The following is a 17,268-nucleotide window of genomic DNA, read 5'->3' as shown; positions in this document are numbered from 1 at the left end:
TCATGCTTCTTCAGGACAAGGACCGCATCTTCACCAATCTCTATGGCCGCCATGACTGGCGCCTGGAGGGCGCGCGTCAGCGCGGCTGCTGGAACGGCACGAAGGAGATGCTCGAAGAGGGCCGCGACTGGATCATCGACCAGGTCAAGAAATCGGGCCTGCGCGGGCGTGGCGGGGCGGGCTTCCCCACGGGCCTGAAATGGTCGTTCATGCCCAAGGAAGTGGGCGTGCGCCCGCATTATCTGGTGGTCAATGCCGACGAGTCCGAGCCGGGCACGTGCAAGGACCGCGAGATGATGCGCCACGACCCCCATCATCTCATCGAGGGCTGTCTGATCGCGTCCTTCGCGATGCAGGCCCATGCCTGCTACATCTATATCCGCGGCGAATACGTGCTGGAGCGCGAGCGCCTGGAAGCCGCCATCGCCGAGGCCTACAAGGCCAAACTCATCGGCAAGGACAATATCCACGGCTGGGATTTCGACCTCTACGTCCATCACGGCGCGGGGGCCTATATCTGCGGCGAAGAGACCGCGCTGCTCGAAAGCCTGGAGGGCAAGAAGGGCCAGCCGCGCCTGAAGCCTCCCTTCCCGGCGGGCGCCGGCCTCTATGGCTGCCCGACCACGGTCAATAATGTGGAATCCATCGCGGTGGTTCCCACCATTCTGCGCCGGGGCGCGGACTGGTTTGCGGGCTTTGGCCGCGAGGGCAATACCGGCACCAAGGTCTACTCCATCTCCGGCCATGTGAATGCGCCGTGCAATGTGGAGGAGGCCATGTCCATCCCGCTGAAAACCCTCTTGGAGCAATATGCCGGCGGCGTGCGCGGGGGCTGGGACAATCTCAAGGCCGTGATCCCGGGCGGCTCGTCCGTGCCGCTGATCCCCAAGGAAATCTGCGACGACGTGCTGATGGATTTCGACGCCCTGCGCGATGTGAAATCAGGCCTGGGGACCGCGGCGGTGATCGTCATGGACAACTCCACCGACATCGTGAAGGCCATCGCGCGCATCAGCTATTTCTACAAGCACGAGAGCTGCGGCCAGTGCACGCCCTGCCGCGAAGGCACGGGCTGGATGTGGCGCGTGCTCGAGCGCATGGCGCGCGGCGAGGCGGAAACCAGCGAGATCGATGACCTGCTGGACGTGGCCGGTCAGGTGGAAGGCCACACCATCTGCGCGCTGGGCGATGCGGCGGCCTGGCCGGTTCAGGGCCTGATCCGCCACTTCCGCCACGAGATCGAGGACCGCATCAGCAATTACCGCGCCGGCAAGCCGGTGTTTGTTCCGGTGGCGGCGGAGTAGGGCGTGAAGCTTCGGTTGACAGCGCATGCCGCTGAGAGGATCGGGGCGAGAGGCATATCAACGGACCAGATCAAGGCTGCCTTGACTGATCCCGACTGGACGACGCCAGACCCGGAAGACCCGGTTCTGGTAAGATATTACAAGGCGATGCCCGTCCCTGACGGGCGGGTCCTGAGAGTGGTCGCCCGGCGCGAATCCGGGGAGCACGCAATCGTGACGGCGTTCTTCGATCGTGGAGCACGCCGAGGCAGGAGCGAGTGATGGACTGGCGCTATGACAAAGAGGCGGACGCCGCCTATCTGCGCCTGACGGACGCCAAGGTCGTGGAAAGCGACGAGGTGGCCGCGGACATCGTGATCGATCTGGATGCAGACAACCGGATTGTCGGCATCGAGGTGCTGCACGCCTCGCAGCGCCTGCCGGAGTCCGTCATTCATCCGCAGGCGGCGGAGTAGGGGCCATGACCGAGAATACGCGCACCATCATCATTGACGGCGACGAGGTCACCGTTCCGCAGGACTATAACCTGCTGCAGGCCGCCGAGGCGGCGGGGCGCGAGATTCCGCGCTTCTGCTATCACGAGCGCCTGTCGGTGGCGGGCAATTGCCGCATGTGCCTGGTCGAACTGGTGGGCGCGCCCAAGCCGGTGGCCTCGTGCGCCTTCCTGGTGCGCGACATGCGCGGCGGGCCCAATGGCGAGCCGCCGGCCATGCGCACGCTCTCTCCCTTGGTGAAGAAGGCGCGCGAGGGGGTGATGGAGTTCCTGCTCATCAATCACCCGCTGGACTGTCCGATCTGCGACCAGGGCGGCGAGTGCGACCTGCAGGACCAGTCGCTGATGTATGGCCGCGCGGGCTCGCGCTATGCCGAGAACAAGCGCGCGGTCGAAGAAAAATACATGGGCCCGCTGATCAAGACGATCATGACCCGCTGCATCCAGTGCACGCGCTGTGTGCGCTTCGCCACTGAAGTTGCCGGGGTGCCCGAGCTGGGCGCTATCGGGCGCGGCGAGGACATGGAGATCACCACTTATCTCGAACAGTCCATGACCTCGGAACTGTCGGGCAATGTCATCGATCTGTGCCCGGTGGGCGCGCTCACCTCGCGGCCCTACGCCTTCAATGCGCGGCCTTGGGAGCTGAACAAGACCGAGACCATCGACGTGATGGACGCCCAGGGCGCCAATATCCGCGTCGACAGCCGTTCGGGCGCGGTGCTGCGCATCATGCCGCGCATCCATGACGAGGTGAACGAGGAGTGGATCTCCGACAAGACCCGCTTTGTGTGGGACGGGCTGGGCCGCCAGCGCCTGGACCGCCCCTATGCGCGCAAGGACGGCCGCCTGACCCCCATCGGCTGGGACGAGGCGCTGGACATCGCCGCGAAGAAGCTCTCCGGCGAGGCCGCGCGCATCGGTGCGATTGCGGGCGACCTCAATGATGTTGAGGGCCTGAAAGCGGCCAAAGACCTGTTCGACGCGCTGGGCGTGGCCTCCATCGACGCCCGTCAGGACGGGGCCAGGATCGGCGCGCGCGACGGCTCTTCGCCGCGTCAGTCATACCTGTTCAACTCCACCATCGCCGGGATCGACCAGGCTGACGCCATCCTGATCGTGGGCGCCAACCCGCGCCTGGAAGCGCCGGTGCTCAATGCGCGCATCCGCCAGCGCTGGCTCAATTCCGACTGCCAGATCGGTGTGATCGGCGAGGCGGGCGATCTGACCTATCCTTACGAGCATCTGGGCGCCGGCGCGGACGTGCTGGCCGGTCTGCCCAAGAAGCGCTCGGGCTTCATCAAGACCCTGAAAGACGCCCAGCGTCCGATGATCATTGTGGGCATGGGCGCGCTGGCGCGTCCTGACGGGGCGCAGGTGCTGCGCGCGGCTGGCGAGCTGGCCAAGGTCGTGGGCGCGGTGAGCGCGAACTGGAACGGCTTCAACGTGCTGCACACGGCGGCCAGCCGCGTCGGCGCGCTCGATCTTGGTTTCCTCCCCGGCGAGGGCGGGCGCGATACGCACGCCATCCTGGACGGCGCCGGCAAGGGCGAGGTGGACACCGTCGTGCTGCTCGGCGCCGACGAGATCGACATGGAGCGCCTCGGCAAAGCCTTCGTCATCTATGTGGGCCATCACGGCGATGCGGGCGCCCAGCGGGCAGACCTGATCCTGCCGTCTGCGGCCTATACCGAGAAGAACGGGCTGTATGTGAACACCGAAGGGCGCGCCCAGCTGGCCTTGCGCGCAGTCTTCCCCAAGGGCGAGGCCAAAGAGGACTGGGCAATCTTTCGCGCCCTGTCGGCGCGCCTGAACAAGACGCTGCCCTATGACGATCTCAACGCGCTGCGCGCGGCCCTGATCGAAGAGAACCCGGTGTTCGGCCAGATCGACCATGCGCCGGGCGCTGAAGGTGTTGCGGACTTTGATCCGTCAACGCTGGGTGAGGCGGGCGAGGTGTCGGACGCGCCGCTGCGCTCGCCGGTGACCAATTTCTACATGACCAATGCGGTCGCGCGCGCATCGAAAACCATGGCCGAGTGCTCGGCCATGGCGCTAGCGGCCACCCGGATGCAGGCGGCGGAGTAGGGGCTGATGTACGATTTCGTCACGCAATACGGCCCGCTCTGGGGCACGCTCGCCGCGGTCGGCCAGATCCTGGCTTTCGTGATCGTGCTGCTCTTGTCGCTGGCCTTCCTGCTGCTGATGGACCGCAAGGTCTGGGCGGCGGTGCAGATGCGCAAGGGCCCCAACACGGTGGGCGCGTTCGGCCTGCTGCAGTCCTTCGCCGACTTCATCAAATTCGTGCTGAAAGAGATCATCGTGCCGGCCGGCGCGGACCGGCCGCTGTTTTTGCTGGCGCCGCTCCTGACCTTCATCTTCGCCTTCATCGCCTGGGCGGTGATCCCGGTGGCGCCGGGCTGGGTCATATCCGACATCAATGTGGGCATTCTCTACGTCTTCGCGATCTCGTCGCTGGGCGTATACGGCATCATCATCGGCGGCTGGGCGTCGAACTCGAAATACCCGTTCCTGGGCTCGCTGCGCTCGGCCGCACAGATGGTGTCCTACGAGGTCTCCATCGGTTTCGTGCTGGTCACGGTGCTCTTGATGGTGGGCTCGATGAATCTCACCGCCGTGGTGGACGCCCAGGCCGGGGGCTTCTGGAACTGGCACCTGCTCTCGGCGGGCATGCTGCCCTGGCCGGCCTTCCTGATCACCATTCCGATGTTCGTGATCTTCTTCATCTCGGCGCTGGCCGAGACCAACCGCCCGCCCTTCGACCTGCCCGAGGCCGAATCGGAACTGGTGGCGGGCTATCAGGTGGAATACTCCTCCACGCCGTATCTGCTGTTCATGATCGGGGAATATCTCAACATCGTGCTGATGTGCGCGCTGATGACGGTGTTGTTCTTCGGCGGCTGGCATCCCCCGTTCGACATCGCGCCCTTCACCTGGATCCCGCCGGTCGTCTGGTTCGCGATCAAGGTGGTGTTCTTCTTCTTCATGTTCGCCATGGTGAAGGCCCTCGTCCCGCGTTACCGCTACGACCAGCTGATGCGGCTGGGCTGGAAGATCTTCCTGCCCACCTCGCTCGCCGCCGTGGCCGTGATGGGCGGGTTCGTCGTCTACTCCAACGCAGGCTAGGAAACCCATGAGCCGGATTGCACAAACCCTGCGCGGCGCCGCCCTTCTGGACTTCTGGGGCGCGTTCGGGCTCGGCATGCGCTACTTCTTCCGCAAGAAGCCGACCATCAACTATCCCTTCGAGAAGGGACGCCTGAGCCCGCGCTTCCGCGGCCAGCACGCCCTGCGCCGCTATCCCAACGGGGAAGAGCGCTGCATCGCGTGCAAGCTGTGCGAGGCGGTGTGTCCGGCCCAGGCCATCACCATCGAGGCCGAACCGCGCGAGGACGGGTCGCGGCGCACCACGCGCTACGACATCGACATGGTCAAATGCATCTATTGCGGATTCTGCGCCGAGGCCTGCCCGGTGGACGCCATCGTGGAAGGACCAAACTTCGAATTCGCCACCGAGACCCGCGAGGAGCTCTATTACGACAAGGCCAAGCTTCTCGATAACGGTGACCGGTGGGAGCGTGAGATCGCACGGAACCTCGAACTCGACGCACGCTACCGCTAGCGCTATTACCCGGCGCAACTCCATTCCGGGGCCGGCGAATCCGCCCGGCGCCGCCTGACATACCCGGCAAGGCGTCCTGCCTTGCCGCCCGCCAAGGGGGGCGAACCCATGCTGCAAGCCGCAGCGTTCTACATTCTGGCCGCCAGCGCCGTGATCTCCGCCTTCATGGTGGTGGCCGCGCGCAACCCCGTGCGCGCCGTCTTGTTCCTGATCCTCACCTTCTTCTCGGCGGCGGGGCTGTTCGTGCTTCTGGGCGCGGAGTTCCTGGCGATGATCCTGGTCATCGTCTATGTGGGCGCGGTCGCGGTGCTGTTCCTGTTCGTGGTGATGATGCTCGACATCGATTTCGCCACGCTGAAAGCCGGGTCAGCGGGCTATCTGCCGCTGGGCGGGCTCATCGCGCTGGCCATCGCCGCCCAGCTCGCCCTGGTGGGCTTCGCCTGGGTCGGGGCCGATGGCGCGGCGGTTCATCTCCAGGCGCCCATGCCCGAAGACACGCACAATATCGCCGCCCTGGGCGCGCTGATCTATGACCGCTATGTGCTGTTCTTCCAGCTGGCCGGCCTCATTCTTCTGGTGGCCATGATCGGCGCTATCGTCCTGACCTTGCGTCACCGCGACGGGGTCAAGCGCCAGAACATGCACCGCCAGGTCAACCGCAGCCGCGGCGAGGCGGTGGAAGTCATCGACGTCAAACGCGGCGAGGGGATCGGGTGATGCTCGAGATTACGCTGGGTCATTATCTCGCGCTGGCCGCCATCCTGTTCACCATTGGGGTGTTCGGCATTTTCGCGAACCGCAAGAACGTGATCATCCTTTTGATGTCGATCGAGCTGATCCTGCTCGCGGTCAACGTCAATCTGGTGGCCTTCTCCTCCCATATGGGCGATCTGGCCGGCCAGGTCTTCGCCATGCTGATCCTGACCGTCGCCGCCGCCGAAGCGGCGGTGGGCCTGGCCATTCTCGTGGTCTTCTTCCGTAACCGCGGCGATATCGCGGTTGACGGCGCCAACATGATGAAGGGCTGACGCGCGCCATGGCCTATATCGTCGTCTTCGCCCCGCTGATCGCCGCCATCATCGCCGGCCTGTTCCAGAAACAGATCGGCGACCGCGCCGCCCAGACCGTCACCACCGGGGGCGCCATCGCCGCCGCGCTGGGCTCGGCCTGGCTGTTTGTGGATGTGGCCCTGGGCGGCAATGCGCGCACCTATGAGCTGGCCACCTGGATGGCGGTCGGCAGTTTCGAGATTTCCTGGGCGATCCGCCTCGACACGCTCTCGGCGGTCATGCTGGTGGTGATCACCTCGGTGTCCTCGCTGGTCCACGTCTATTCGTGGAGCTACATGTCCGACGACCCGCACCGGGCGCGCTTCTTCGCCTATCTGTCGCTATTCACCTTCGCCATGCTGGCGCTGGTGACGGCGGACAATTTCATCCAGCTCTTCTTCGGCTGGGAGGGCGTGGGCCTGGCCTCCTACCTGCTGATCGGCTTCTGGTACAAGAAGAAGTCGGCCAATGACGCGGCCATCAAGGCGTTCGTCACCAACCGGGTGGGCGATTTCGGCCTGGTGCTGGGCGTGGCCGCGATCTTTGCGGTGTTCGGCACGCTGAAATTCGACGAGGTGTTCGGCGCGGTCGGCGATCACGCCGACACGGTGCTGACGATCTTCGGCATGCAGTTCGCCGCGCTGGAGCTGATCGCCTTCCTGTTGTTCATCGGCGCCATGGGCAAGTCGGCCCAGTTCTTCCTGCATGTCTGGCTGCCCGACGCCATGGAAGGCCCGACGCCGGTCTCGGCCCTGATCCACGCCGCCACCATGGTGACCGCCGGCGTGTTCCTGGTCTGCCGCGCCTTCCCGATCTACGAGCTGGCCGAAGGCACGTCGGCCCTGATCACGGTGATCGGCGCGACCACCGCCATCTTCGCGGCCACGGTGGGCCTGGCGCAGAATGACATCAAGCGGGTGATCGCCTATTCGACCTGTTCGCAGCTGGGCTACATGTTCTTCGCCGCGGGCCTGGGGCTCTATTCGGCGGCCATGTTCCACCTGTTCACCCACGCCTTCTTCAAGGCGCTGCTGTTCCTGGGCGCCGGGTCGGTGATCCACGGCCTCCATCACGAGCAGGACATGCGCAAGATGGGCGGCATCTACAAGCTGATGCCGGCCACCTGGATCCTGATGATCATCGGCACGCTGGCGCTGACCGGCGTGGGCATTCCGTTTGTGGGGCTGGGCTTCGCCGGCTTCTTCTCCAAGGACATGATCCTGGAGGAAGCCTTCATGGCCGGCATGGCGGGCGTGCCCTTCGGCTTGCTGGCCTTCTGGATCGGGATTTTCGCCGCGGGCCTGACCTCCTTCTATTCCTGGCGCCTGATCTTCATGACCTTCCACGGCCAGCACCGGGGCGATCCCGAGCATCTCAAGCACGCCCATGAGAGCGGCTGGGTGATGCTGGTTCCGCTCATCCTTCTGGCCATTGGCGCAGTGTTCGCTGGCGGCGTGTTCGCATCGGAATTCGTCAAGCGCGAAGCGCTGGAGTTCTGGGCCGGCTCGCTGCCGCCCGGACCCTATGCCGAGGGCAATTACGGGCCGGACGCCACGGGCCATCATCCGCCCGCCTGGGTGATGATCGCGCCTGTCGGCATCACGCTGATCGGCTTCCTGACGGCGGTGTATTTCTACATGATGAAGCCCGACCTGCCGGGCAAGATCGCCGCCAACCGGGGTCCGCTGCACTCCTTCCTGTTGAACAAGTGGTATTTCGACGAGATCTACGACGTCCTGTTCGTGCGCTCCTCGCGCTGGCTGGGCGATCTGTTCTGGAAAGGCGGCGACCAGCGCATTATTGACGGCCTCGGCCCCAATGGCGTGGCCGCCACCGTGCTCGCCGGCGCCCGGCGCATCGCGCGCGCCCAGAGCGGATATCTCTACCATTACGCCTTCGTGATGCTGATCGGGGTGCTGGCGCTATGCCTGTGGCTGATCGCCGGGGCGGGGGTGTAAGGCCATGCTTGACCAGCTTCCCATTCTCTCTGCGATCACCTTCCTGCCGGCCCTGGGCGCGGTGGCGATCCTGATCGCGCGCGCCCTGATGCGTGGCGAGGACCAGGCCCTGCTTGAGCGCAATGCGCGCGGTGTGGCGCTGTTCGTCACCAGCTTTGTGTTCGTTCTGTCTATCCTGCTGGTGATCGATTTCGACACCAGCCAGCCCGGCTTCCAGTTTGTGGAGACCATTCCGTGGCTGGCGGAAATGGGCATCAACTACAAGATGGGCGTGGACGGATTGTCCGTGCTGTTCGTCCTGCTGACCGCCTTCCTGATGCCGATCTGCATCCTGGCCAGCTGGAAGATCGAGCGGCGCGTGGCCGACTACATGGCCGCCTTCCTGATCCTGCAGACGCTGATCACCGGGGTGTTCTGCGCGCTGGATCTGGTGCTGTTCTACATCTTCTTCGAAGGCTCGCTGATCCCGATGTTCCTGATCATCGGGGTGTGGGGCGGCGCCCAGCGCATCTACGCGGCGTTCAAATTCTTCCTCTACACCTTCCTGGGCTCGGTGCTGATGCTCGGCGCGATGATCATGATGTTCATCATGGCCGGGACCACCGATATCGAGACCCTGCTGGCCCATGAGTTTGCGCGCGATCTGCAGACCTGGCTGTGGCTGGCCTTCTTCGCCAGCTTCGCGGTGAAAATGCCCATGTGGCCGGTGCATACCTGGCTGCCGGATGCGCACGTGCAGGCGCCGACCGCAGGCTCGGTCATCCTGGCGGGCATCTTGCTGAAGCTCGGCGGCTACGGATTCTTGCGCTTTTCCATCCCGATGTTCCCGGACGCCAGCGCCTTCTTCGCGCCCATGGTGTTCGTGCTGTCCATCATCGCCATCGTCTACACCTCGCTGGTGGCGTTCCGGCAGACCGATATCAAGAAGCTGATCGCCTATTCGTCCGTGGCCCATATGGGCTTTGTGACGCTGGGCATCTTCTCCATGAACGAGGTCGGGGTGCAGGGCGCCATCTTCCAGATGATCTCCCACGGCCTCATCTCGGGCGCGCTCTTCCTCATCGTGGGCGTGATCTACGACCGCTTCCATACCCGCGAGATCGCCTTCTATGGCGGGCTGGTGCACAAGATGCCGGTGTTCGCCGCCTTCTTCGCCCTGTTCGCCATGGCCAATGTGGGCCTGCCGGGCACGTCAGGCTTTGTGGGCGAGCTGATGACCATGACCGGGGCCTTCCTGGTGGCGCCCATCTGGGCGGCCGGGGCGGCGCTGGGGGTGATCTTCTCGGCGGTCTACATGCTCTCGCTCTACAAGAAGGTCACGTTCGGCGAGCTGACCAATCCCAAGCTCGAATCCGCCCAGGACCTCAATCTGCGCGAATGGATCAATCTGGGCGTCCTGGGCGCCGGAGTGATCTGGCTCGGCTTCTTCACCACGCCGGTCACTGACGTCACACGCGCGTCGGTCGGCCAGCTCATCCAGCAATACCAGTCCGCGCTCACCATTGAAGCGCCGGAGCTGGCTCCGTCCGAAGGCTGATCATGACTGTCGAGACGCTGCTTACCGATCTGCGCCTGCTCACGCCGGAGCTGATCCTGGCCGTGGGCGCGATGGCGTTCCTGCTTCTGGGCGTCTACTGGAAGGGCGAAGAGGCCGCCGCGCGCCTGATCATGCGCCTGTCCACCGCGCTGCTGGTGATCTGCGCGGGCGTGACGATCTGGATGGCGGGCGGCGAGGGCGGCACGGCCTTCCATGGCGCGTTCAAGCTGGATGCTTTCAGCCTCTACGCCAAGACCGCCATCTATCTGGCGGCGGCGGGCGCGCTGGTGCTGGCGTCCCACTATCTCCAGAGCGAGCGGCTGGCGAAATTCGAATACCCGGTGCTGGCCCTGCTGGCGGTGACGGGCATGTCGGTCATGGTCTCGTCCAATGACCTGATCACGCTCTATCTGGGCATCGAGCTGCAATCGCTGGCGCTCTATATCCTGGCCGCCTTCAACCGCGATTCGCTGCGCGCCTCGGAAGCGGGTCTGAAATATTTCGTGCTGGGCGCGCTGTCCTCGGGCCTGCTTTTGTACGGCGCCTCGCTGATCTACGGCTTTGCCGGCTCCACCGGGTTTGACGCCATCGCGGCGGCGGCCTCCGAGGACGGCGCCAAGATCGGGCTGCTGTTCGGGCTGGTCTTCCTGCTGTCAGGCCTGGCCTTCAAGATTTCGGCTGTGCCCTTCCACATGTGGACGCCCGACGTGTACGAGGGCGCGCCGACCCCGGTGGCGGCCTTCTTCGCCACCGCGCCCAAGCTGGCGGCCATGGTGCTGATTGCGCGCGTGGTCTACGAGCCCTTTGCGCCGATGACCGAGGAATGGCGCCAGATCATTGTGGTGCTGGCGATTCTGTCCATGGGCGTGGGCGCGTTCGGGGCGCTGATGCAGTCCAATATCAAACGCCTGATGGGCTATTCCTCCATTGGCAATATGGGCTACGCGCTGGTGGGCCTGGCGGCGGGCACCGCGCTGGGCCTGTGGTCGGTGCTGTTCTACATGACGCTCTATATCGTGGGCGTGCTGGGCGCGTTTGCGGTGATCCTGTCCATGCGCCGCGCTGAGGGCATGGTGGAGCGCATTGACGATCTCAAGGGCCTGTCCAAGACCCATCCGGCGCTTGGCTGGTCCATGACCGCCCTGATGTTCTCCATCGGCGGCATGCCCTTCCTGGTCGGCTTCTTTGGCAAGCTGTTCGTGTTCTATGCCGCGGCCGAAGCCGGGCTGTGGTGGCTGATGGTGATCGGCCTGGTCTTCTCGGCGGTGTCCATCGCCTATTATCTGCGCGTGGTGAAGGTGATCTGGTTTGACGAGCCCGAAGGCCGGTTCGAGCCTGCGCCCGCCGGCGTGGCGCTGATCAGCCGGGCCGCCGCGCTCGCCACGGTGGGCCTGGTGCCGGTGGTCGGCGTGATGCTGGCGCTGGTCATCAACGCCGCGGCCTGACGCCTTGCGCTTCGAGGTCTTCAGCGAACTCGACTCCACCAATGAGGAAGCCCGCCGCCGCGCGCTGGCGGGCGAGGCCGGCCCGCTCTGGATCCGTGCGCGCGTCCAGAGCGCCGGGCGCGGACGGCGCGGGCGGGCCTGGACCAGCCCTGAGGGCAATCTCTATTGCACCGGCCTTTACCGGCTCGAGGCGGGCCCGGCGCGCGCCGCCCAGCTCTCTTTCGCCGCCGCCCTGGCCGTGGGCGATGTGGCCGCAGGCGCGGTGGACGCCAGCCTCGTGCGCCTCAAATGGCCCAATGATCTGCTGATCGCAGGGCGCAAGGCGGCGGGCATCCTGTTGGAAAGCGGCGCCCATCCGGCCGGCGGGCTGTGGTTGGCGGTGGGGATCGGGATCAATCTGGCCCACCACCCGGATGATGCCGAACGCCCGGCCACTGACCTGTCGCTCCATGGCGAGCGCCTTGACCCGGACGCGGCGCTGCGCACGCTGGCGCAGCGCTTCGAGCACTGGCGCGCGCGCTGGGCGGCGGACGGGTTTGCGCCCTTGCGTGAGGCCTGGCTGGCGCGCGCCCACGGGCTGGGGGAGCGCTGCACGGCGCGCCTGGAGGGCGAGACCGTCGAGGGCGTCTTCGCCGACCTTGCCGAGGACGGCGCGCTGCGGCTGGATTTGAAGGACGGCGCGAGACGGCTTATCTCCGCAGGGGACGTGTTCTTCCCCGGCGCGGGCGCGTCGTGAAGGAGGGCGCCATGCTGCTGGCCATTGATTGCGGCAACACCAACACCCTGTTCGCCGTCCATGACGGCGAGGGCTGGCGCGCCCAGTGGCGCACCGCCACCTATTCGGGCCGTACGGCGGACGAATACGCCGTCTGGCTGAACCAGCTCCTGCAGCTGCAGGAGCTGACGCTGAAGGATCTCACCGGCTGCGTGATCTCCTCGGTGGTGCCCCAGTCGCTGTTCAATCTGCGCAATCTCGCCCGGCGCTATATCGGCGCCGAGCCGGTTGTGGTGGGTGATGCGGGCGTGGATCTGGGCGTGGGGGTCAAGCTCACCCGTCCCCAGGAGGCGGGCGCAGACCGTCTGGTCAATGCGCTGGGCTGCAAGATCATCTATCCCGGCGCGCTGATCATCGTGGATTCAGGCACCGCCACCACGTTCGACGTGGTATCGGCCGAGGGTGATTTCGAGGGCGGGGTGATCGCGCCGGGCATCAATCTGTCCATGCAGGCGCTGCACCAGGCTGCTGCGCGCCTGCCGCGCATCGCCATCGAACGCCCCGAACGCGTGGTGGGCAAGGATACGGTCGGGGCCATGCAGTCAGGCGTGTTCTGGGGCTATATCGATCTGATCGACGGGCTGGTGCGCCGCATCAGGGCCGAGTACGCCCGGCCCATGACCGTGATCGCCACCGGCGGCGTCGCCTCCCTGTTCGAAGGCGCGGCTGAAACCATTGATCACTTCGACCCGGACGTGACCATTCGCGGCCTGCTCGAAGTCTGGCGGCGCAATGCGCCCTGACGAAACTGTTTGAGAAAGCTGACGTGTGACCAAAACCTCCAAGAAGACCGATGACGCCGTCTATTTCGTGCCGCTGGGCGGCTCGGGCGAGATCGGGATGAATCTCAATCTCTACGGCTACGGGCCGGAAGAGAACCGCGAATGGATCATCGTCGATTGCGGCGTGACCTTCGGCGATCTGTCCACCCCGGGCGTGGACATCATCACGCCTGACCCGCGCTTCATCGAGGAGCAGGGCCATCAGCTCAAGGCCATCATCCTCACCCACGCCCACGAGGACCATATGGGCGCGGTGGCCCATCTGTGGCGGCGTCTGCGCTGCCCGATCTACGCCACGCCCTTCACTGCCTGGCTGATGCGCGACCGGCTGGCCGAGCACGGCCTTCTGGGCGAAGCGCCGCTGCACGAAATCGGCATGAGCTCGCGCTTCCAGATCGGCCCGTTCGATCTGCAGCTGGTCACCCTCACCCACTCCATCCCCGAGCCCAACGGGCTGATCATCCGCACGCCCGCCGGGCTGATCCTGCATACCGGCGACTGGAAGATCGATCCCGATCCGCTGATCGGCGCCACCACCGACGCCAAGGCCATCGAGGCGGCGGGGCGCGAGGGCGTGATGGCCATGGTGTGCGACAGCACCAATGTCTTCACCGAAGGCGAATCCGGCTCCGAGGCCGGCGTGCGCGAGAACCTGACCCGGCTGGTGGGCGAGCAGTCCGGCAAGGTGGCTATCGCCGCCTTCGCCTCCAATGTGGCCCGGCTGGACACCGCGCTTCACGCCGCCGAGGCCAATGGCCGGCGGGTGTGCCTGGTGGGCCGGTCCATGCACCGCATCACCAGCGCGGCGAAAGCCGTGGGCCTGCTCAGCCAGTATCAGGATTTCATCGAGGAGGAGGAAGCGGGCTATTTCCCGCCGGAGAAAATCCTCTATCTGTGCACCGGATCCCAGGGAGAACCGCGCGCGGCCCTGTCGCGCATCGCCGAAGGGACCCACCGCCATGTAACGCTGGGCGAGGGCGATTGCGTGATCTTTTCCTCGCGCATCATTCCGGGCAATGAGCGCGGCATTTTCGATCTGATGAACCGGCTGGCCGGGCGCGGCGTTACCCTGATCACCGAGCGCGACCGCCATATCCACGTCTCCGGCCATCCCTGCCGCGACGAGCTGCGCCAGATGTACGCCTGGGCCAAACCCAATGTGGCGATCCCGGTCCATGGCGAGCTGCGTCACCTCAAGGAGCACGCCAAGCTGGCCAAATCCCTGCAGGTGCCCCACGCCATCGAGCCCTTCAACGGCGCGGTGATCCGCATCTCACGCGAGGGCGCCAGCATTGTCGACGAGGCGCCGGCCGGGCGGCTCTATGTGGATGGCAATTTCATCATCAGCGAGGGCCATGAGGCCATGCGTGAGCGGCGCAAGCTGGCCTCGGCGGGCCATATCACGGTCGCCGCCGTGCTGCGTGACGGGGATCTGCAGAGCGGGCTCGATCTGCGGGCCATGGGCGTGCCTGACCAGCCCGACTATGATCTTGATGAATTGCTGGATGACCTGGCCGAGGCCGCCGAGACCGCCTTCCACCGCATGGGCAAGCGCGAGCGCCGCGACGAGGCGGCGGTGGAGGAAGTGCTGCGCCGGGCCGTGCGCCGCGAGGCCGCGCGCATCTGGGGCAAGAAGCCGGCGGTGGCCGCCATCGTGCTGCCGGGCTGAAGGAGAGGGTTATGAAGCTGGGACGGCTCAATCATGTGGGCGTGGCCACACCCGATGTGGCAGAGGCCGCGCGCGTCTATGCCGAGCTCTATGGCGCTGCGGACGCCACCGCGCCGAAGGACTTTCCGCAGCTGGGCGTGCGGGTGGTGTTCGTCACCCTGCCCAATATGCAGATCGAGCTGATCGAGCCGCTGGGCGAGGCGAGCCCGATCCACAAATTCCTGGAAAAGAACCCCAAGGGCGGCCAGCACCATATGTGTTTTGAAGTGCCCGACATCCTGGCCGCCCGCGACGCCATGCGCGCGCGCGGCGCCACGGTGCTGGGCAGCGGCGAGCCCTATATCGGCGCCCATGGCGTGCCGGTGATTTTCGTCCACCCGAAGGACAGCGGCGGCGTGCTGATCGAGCTGATGCAGGACCCGGCTCTGTATGACGGCGCGGGAGGCCATGCATGACCCGCGAGCGGCTTTATCTGGCTATCGTCATCGCAGCGGGGCTGGTGTGGTTTTCCATGCTGTTCGTGCGCGTGCCCAATATCGGCTTCGTCTCTGGGCTGGTGGTCTATCTGTGCGCCTGGTGGATGGTGCTGTTCACCGTCCTGCCCCGGCGCATTCGCGGCCAGTTCGAGGACGGCGAGGTGGTCCCGGGCTCTGAGCCCGGCGCCCCGGTCGATCCGGGCATCAAGCCCAAGCTGTGGCTGACCACCGTTATTACCTCGGGCGTCTGGCTGGTCATCGTGGCGGTCATCGGCCTTGAGCTGATCGACCTTGAATGGTTCAGCTACGGCCCGCAAATCCGGACAGGGTGAGGCGGGCGCTGGAACATTTTCCGCGTCATTCCAGTCGGCGTTTTCCCGGCGAAAGACGGGATTCAGACGCTCCGGCGCACCTGGGCCCCGGCTTTCGCCGGGGAAACGCGGGTTGAGGCGCTGGAGTTCAGGTGATCTCCTACATCCATCACCCCCCTGACGCGCGGTGTGCTTGACGCAGGCGCGCGCGGGCGTGAAACAGGGGGCCGGTTCATTCGTCATCAGGAAGCCGCCATGCCGCTCGACGCCGCCGATCACCGCTATGTCCTGCCCGGAGCTACGGGCGAATGGGAGATTGTGGTGGGGCTTGAAGTCCACGCCCAGGTCAAGAGCCGCTCCAAGCTGTTCTCCGGCGCGGCCACCGGCTTTGGCGCCGAGCCCAATACCCAGGTCAGCCTGATCGATGCGGGCATGCCCGGCATGCTGCCCGTGCTCAACAAATTCTGCGTGGAGCAGGCGGTGCGCACCGGGCTGGGGCTGAACGCGCAGATCAACACGTTCTCGCGCTTTGACCGGAAGAATTATTTCTATCCCGACCTGCCCCAGGGCTATCAGATCAGCCAGTTCGCCTATCCCATCGTGGGCGCCGGCGAGATCGAGTGCGAGCGCGATGACGGCTCGGTGTTCAGCGTGGGCATCGAGCGCCTGCATCTCGAACAGGACGCGGGCAAGTCGATCCATGATCTTGATCCCAACGCCACCTATGTGGATCTGAACCGGTCCGGCGTGGCGCTGATGGAGATCGTCTCGCGCCCCCATGTGCGCTCGCCGGGTGATGCGGCGGCCTATGTGCGCACGCTGCGCACGATCCTGCGCTATCTCGACACCTGCGGCGGGGACATGGAGAAGGGCCAGATGCGCGCGGACGTGAACGTGTCCGTGTGCAAGCCCGGCCAGTACGAGAAATTCGCCGAGACCGGCGATTTCAAGCATCTGGGCACGCGCTGCGAGATCAAGAACGTCAATTCCCTGCGCTTCATCATGCAGGCGGTGGAGTATGAAGCGCGCCGCCAGATCGACATCCTCGAGGAGGGCGGCAAGGTCTTTCAGGAGACCCGCCTGTTCGACGCCAATGCCGGGGTCACCCGCTCCATGCGCTCCAAGGAAGAGGCGCATGACTACCGCTATTTCCCCGATCCCGACCTGACCCCGCTGGTGCTGGCGGACGGGTTTGTGGAGACGGTCAGGGCGAACCTGCCCGAGCTGCCGGCGCAAAAGCGCAAGCGCTTCGTCGAGGCGCTGGGGCTGTCGGAGTATGACGCCTCGGTGCTCACCGCCGACAAGGACCGGGCGGACTATTTCGAGGCCGTGATCGAGGGGCGCGACGCCAAGCTGGCGGCCAACTGGGTCAATAACGAGCTGTTCGGCCGGCTCAACAAGGAAGGTCTTGGCATTACCGAAAGCCCGGTGAGCCCGGACCAGCTGGGCGGCCTCGTCGATCTGATCAAGGACGGGACGATTTCGGGCAAGATCGCCAAGGACGTGTTTGAAATTCTGTGGGACGAGGGCGGCGATCCGGCTGGAATCGTCGAGGCGCGCGGCCTCAAACAGGTCACCGATACCGGCGCCATTGAAAAGGTCATCGACGATCTCATCGCCGCCAATCCCGATCAGGCCGCCCAGGTGCGCGAGAAGCCCAAGGCCATGGGCTGGTTCGTGGGCCAGGTGATGAAGGCCATGGGCGGCAAGGCCAATCCCCAGGCGGTCAACGAGATCCTGCAAAAGAAGCTGTTGGGCTGATGGCGCGGGTGCGCGGCGCTTGAGCTGCGCCACTCGCCCGCGCGGCGCTGGCCTGCTAGAGGCTG

Annotated in this window: 17 protein-coding genes; all 17 read left to right on the top strand. The window is 65.5% G+C overall.

The annotated features are described in order from the left end of the window. Nucleotides 1-2: 2 nt before the first annotated feature. On the top strand, nucleotides 3-1,304 hold the full coding sequence (gene nuoF / locus F1654_RS04180; RefSeq protein WP_150022219.1) for an NADH-quinone oxidoreductase subunit NuoF: 1,302 nt from the start codon (nucleotides 3-5) through the stop codon (nucleotides 1,302-1,304). 3 nt (nucleotides 1,305-1,307) lie between these two features. Continuing rightward, nucleotides 1,308-1,565 carry a DUF4258 domain-containing protein gene (locus F1654_RS14165; protein ID WP_150022218.1) on the top strand — a complete coding sequence of 86 codons (258 nt, stop codon included), beginning with the start codon at nucleotides 1,308-1,310 and terminating at the stop codon, nucleotides 1,563-1,565. Then, nucleotides 1,565-1,759, top strand: a complete 195-nt coding sequence (locus F1654_RS04170) for a DUF2283 domain-containing protein (RefSeq protein ID WP_150022217.1) — start codon at nucleotides 1,565-1,567, stop codon at nucleotides 1,757-1,759. Before F1654_RS14165 ends, F1654_RS04170 begins: the two co-directional genes overlap by 1 nt. 5 nt (nucleotides 1,760-1,764) lie before the next feature. Beyond that, entirely contained in the window at nucleotides 1,765-3,885 is a 2,121-nt protein-coding gene (gene nuoG / locus F1654_RS04165; RefSeq protein ID WP_150022216.1) for an NADH-quinone oxidoreductase subunit NuoG, read from the top strand. Between the two features lie 6 nt (nucleotides 3,886-3,891). Beyond that, on the top strand, nucleotides 3,892-4,944 hold the full coding sequence (gene nuoH / locus F1654_RS04160; protein WP_150022215.1) for an NADH-quinone oxidoreductase subunit NuoH: 1,053 nt from the start codon (nucleotides 3,892-3,894) through the stop codon (nucleotides 4,942-4,944). Between the two features lie 7 nt (nucleotides 4,945-4,951). Further along, complete coding sequence (gene nuoI, locus F1654_RS04155) at nucleotides 4,952-5,440, top strand: NADH-quinone oxidoreductase subunit NuoI (RefSeq protein ID WP_150022214.1); 489 nt, start codon at nucleotides 4,952-4,954, stop codon at nucleotides 5,438-5,440. Between the two features lie 108 nt (nucleotides 5,441-5,548). Next, a complete protein-coding gene (locus F1654_RS04150; RefSeq protein WP_150022213.1) occupies nucleotides 5,549-6,157 on the top strand; it encodes an NADH-quinone oxidoreductase subunit J in 609 nt (202 codons plus the stop codon). Next, on the top strand, nucleotides 6,157-6,468 hold the full coding sequence (gene nuoK, locus F1654_RS04145) for an NADH-quinone oxidoreductase subunit NuoK (protein WP_150022212.1): 312 nt from the start codon (nucleotides 6,157-6,159) through the stop codon (nucleotides 6,466-6,468). The genes F1654_RS04150 and nuoK overlap by 1 nt, the downstream gene beginning before the upstream one ends. An 8-nt stretch (nucleotides 6,469-6,476) precedes the next feature. After that, nucleotides 6,477-8,447 (top strand): NADH-quinone oxidoreductase subunit L, encoded by a 1,971-nt coding sequence (gene nuoL, locus F1654_RS04140; RefSeq protein WP_150022211.1) that lies wholly within the window; start codon nucleotides 6,477-6,479, stop codon nucleotides 8,445-8,447. Nucleotides 8,448-8,451: 4 nt separating this feature from the next. Beyond that, nucleotides 8,452-9,984: an NADH-quinone oxidoreductase subunit M gene (locus F1654_RS04135; RefSeq protein ID WP_150022210.1), complete on the top strand. Its 1,533-nt coding sequence runs from the start codon at nucleotides 8,452-8,454 to the stop codon at nucleotides 9,982-9,984. A 2-nt stretch (nucleotides 9,985-9,986) separates the two neighbouring features. Continuing rightward, a complete protein-coding gene (gene nuoN / locus F1654_RS04130; protein WP_150022209.1) occupies nucleotides 9,987-11,429 on the top strand; it encodes an NADH-quinone oxidoreductase subunit NuoN in 1,443 nt (480 codons plus the stop codon). A gap of 4 nt (nucleotides 11,430-11,433) precedes the next feature. After that, nucleotides 11,434-12,165, top strand: a complete 732-nt coding sequence (locus F1654_RS04125) for a biotin--[acetyl-CoA-carboxylase] ligase (protein WP_150022208.1) — start codon at nucleotides 11,434-11,436, stop codon at nucleotides 12,163-12,165. 11 nt (nucleotides 12,166-12,176) lie between these two features. Continuing rightward, on the top strand, nucleotides 12,177-12,947 hold the full coding sequence (locus F1654_RS04120; RefSeq protein WP_150022207.1) for a type III pantothenate kinase: 771 nt from the start codon (nucleotides 12,177-12,179) through the stop codon (nucleotides 12,945-12,947). Nucleotides 12,948-13,044: 97 nt separating this feature from the next. Continuing rightward, nucleotides 13,045-14,655, top strand: coding sequence for a ribonuclease J (locus F1654_RS04115; protein ID WP_150022557.1), 1,611 nt, complete (start codon nucleotides 13,045-13,047; stop codon nucleotides 14,653-14,655). An 11-nt stretch (nucleotides 14,656-14,666) separates the two neighbouring features. Beyond that, nucleotides 14,667-15,110 (top strand): methylmalonyl-CoA epimerase, encoded by a 444-nt coding sequence (mce, locus tag F1654_RS04110; RefSeq protein ID WP_150022206.1) that lies wholly within the window; start codon nucleotides 14,667-14,669, stop codon nucleotides 15,108-15,110. Beyond that, nucleotides 15,107-15,463, top strand: coding sequence for a DUF1467 family protein (locus F1654_RS04105; RefSeq protein WP_150022205.1), 357 nt, complete (start codon nucleotides 15,107-15,109; stop codon nucleotides 15,461-15,463). The genes mce and F1654_RS04105 overlap by 4 nt, the downstream gene beginning before the upstream one ends. Before the next feature lie 234 nt (nucleotides 15,464-15,697). Beyond that, nucleotides 15,698-17,203, top strand: a complete 1,506-nt coding sequence (gatB, locus tag F1654_RS04100) for an Asp-tRNA(Asn)/Glu-tRNA(Gln) amidotransferase subunit GatB (protein WP_150022204.1) — start codon at nucleotides 15,698-15,700, stop codon at nucleotides 17,201-17,203. The last annotated feature ends 65 nt before the right edge of the window (nucleotides 17,204-17,268 follow it).

The organism is Alkalicaulis satelles (genome assembly GCF_008630495.1).
GTDB lineage: Bacteria > Pseudomonadota > Alphaproteobacteria > Caulobacterales > Maricaulaceae > Oceanicaulis > Oceanicaulis satelles.
This window is presented reverse-complemented; position numbering and strand designations above follow the sequence as displayed.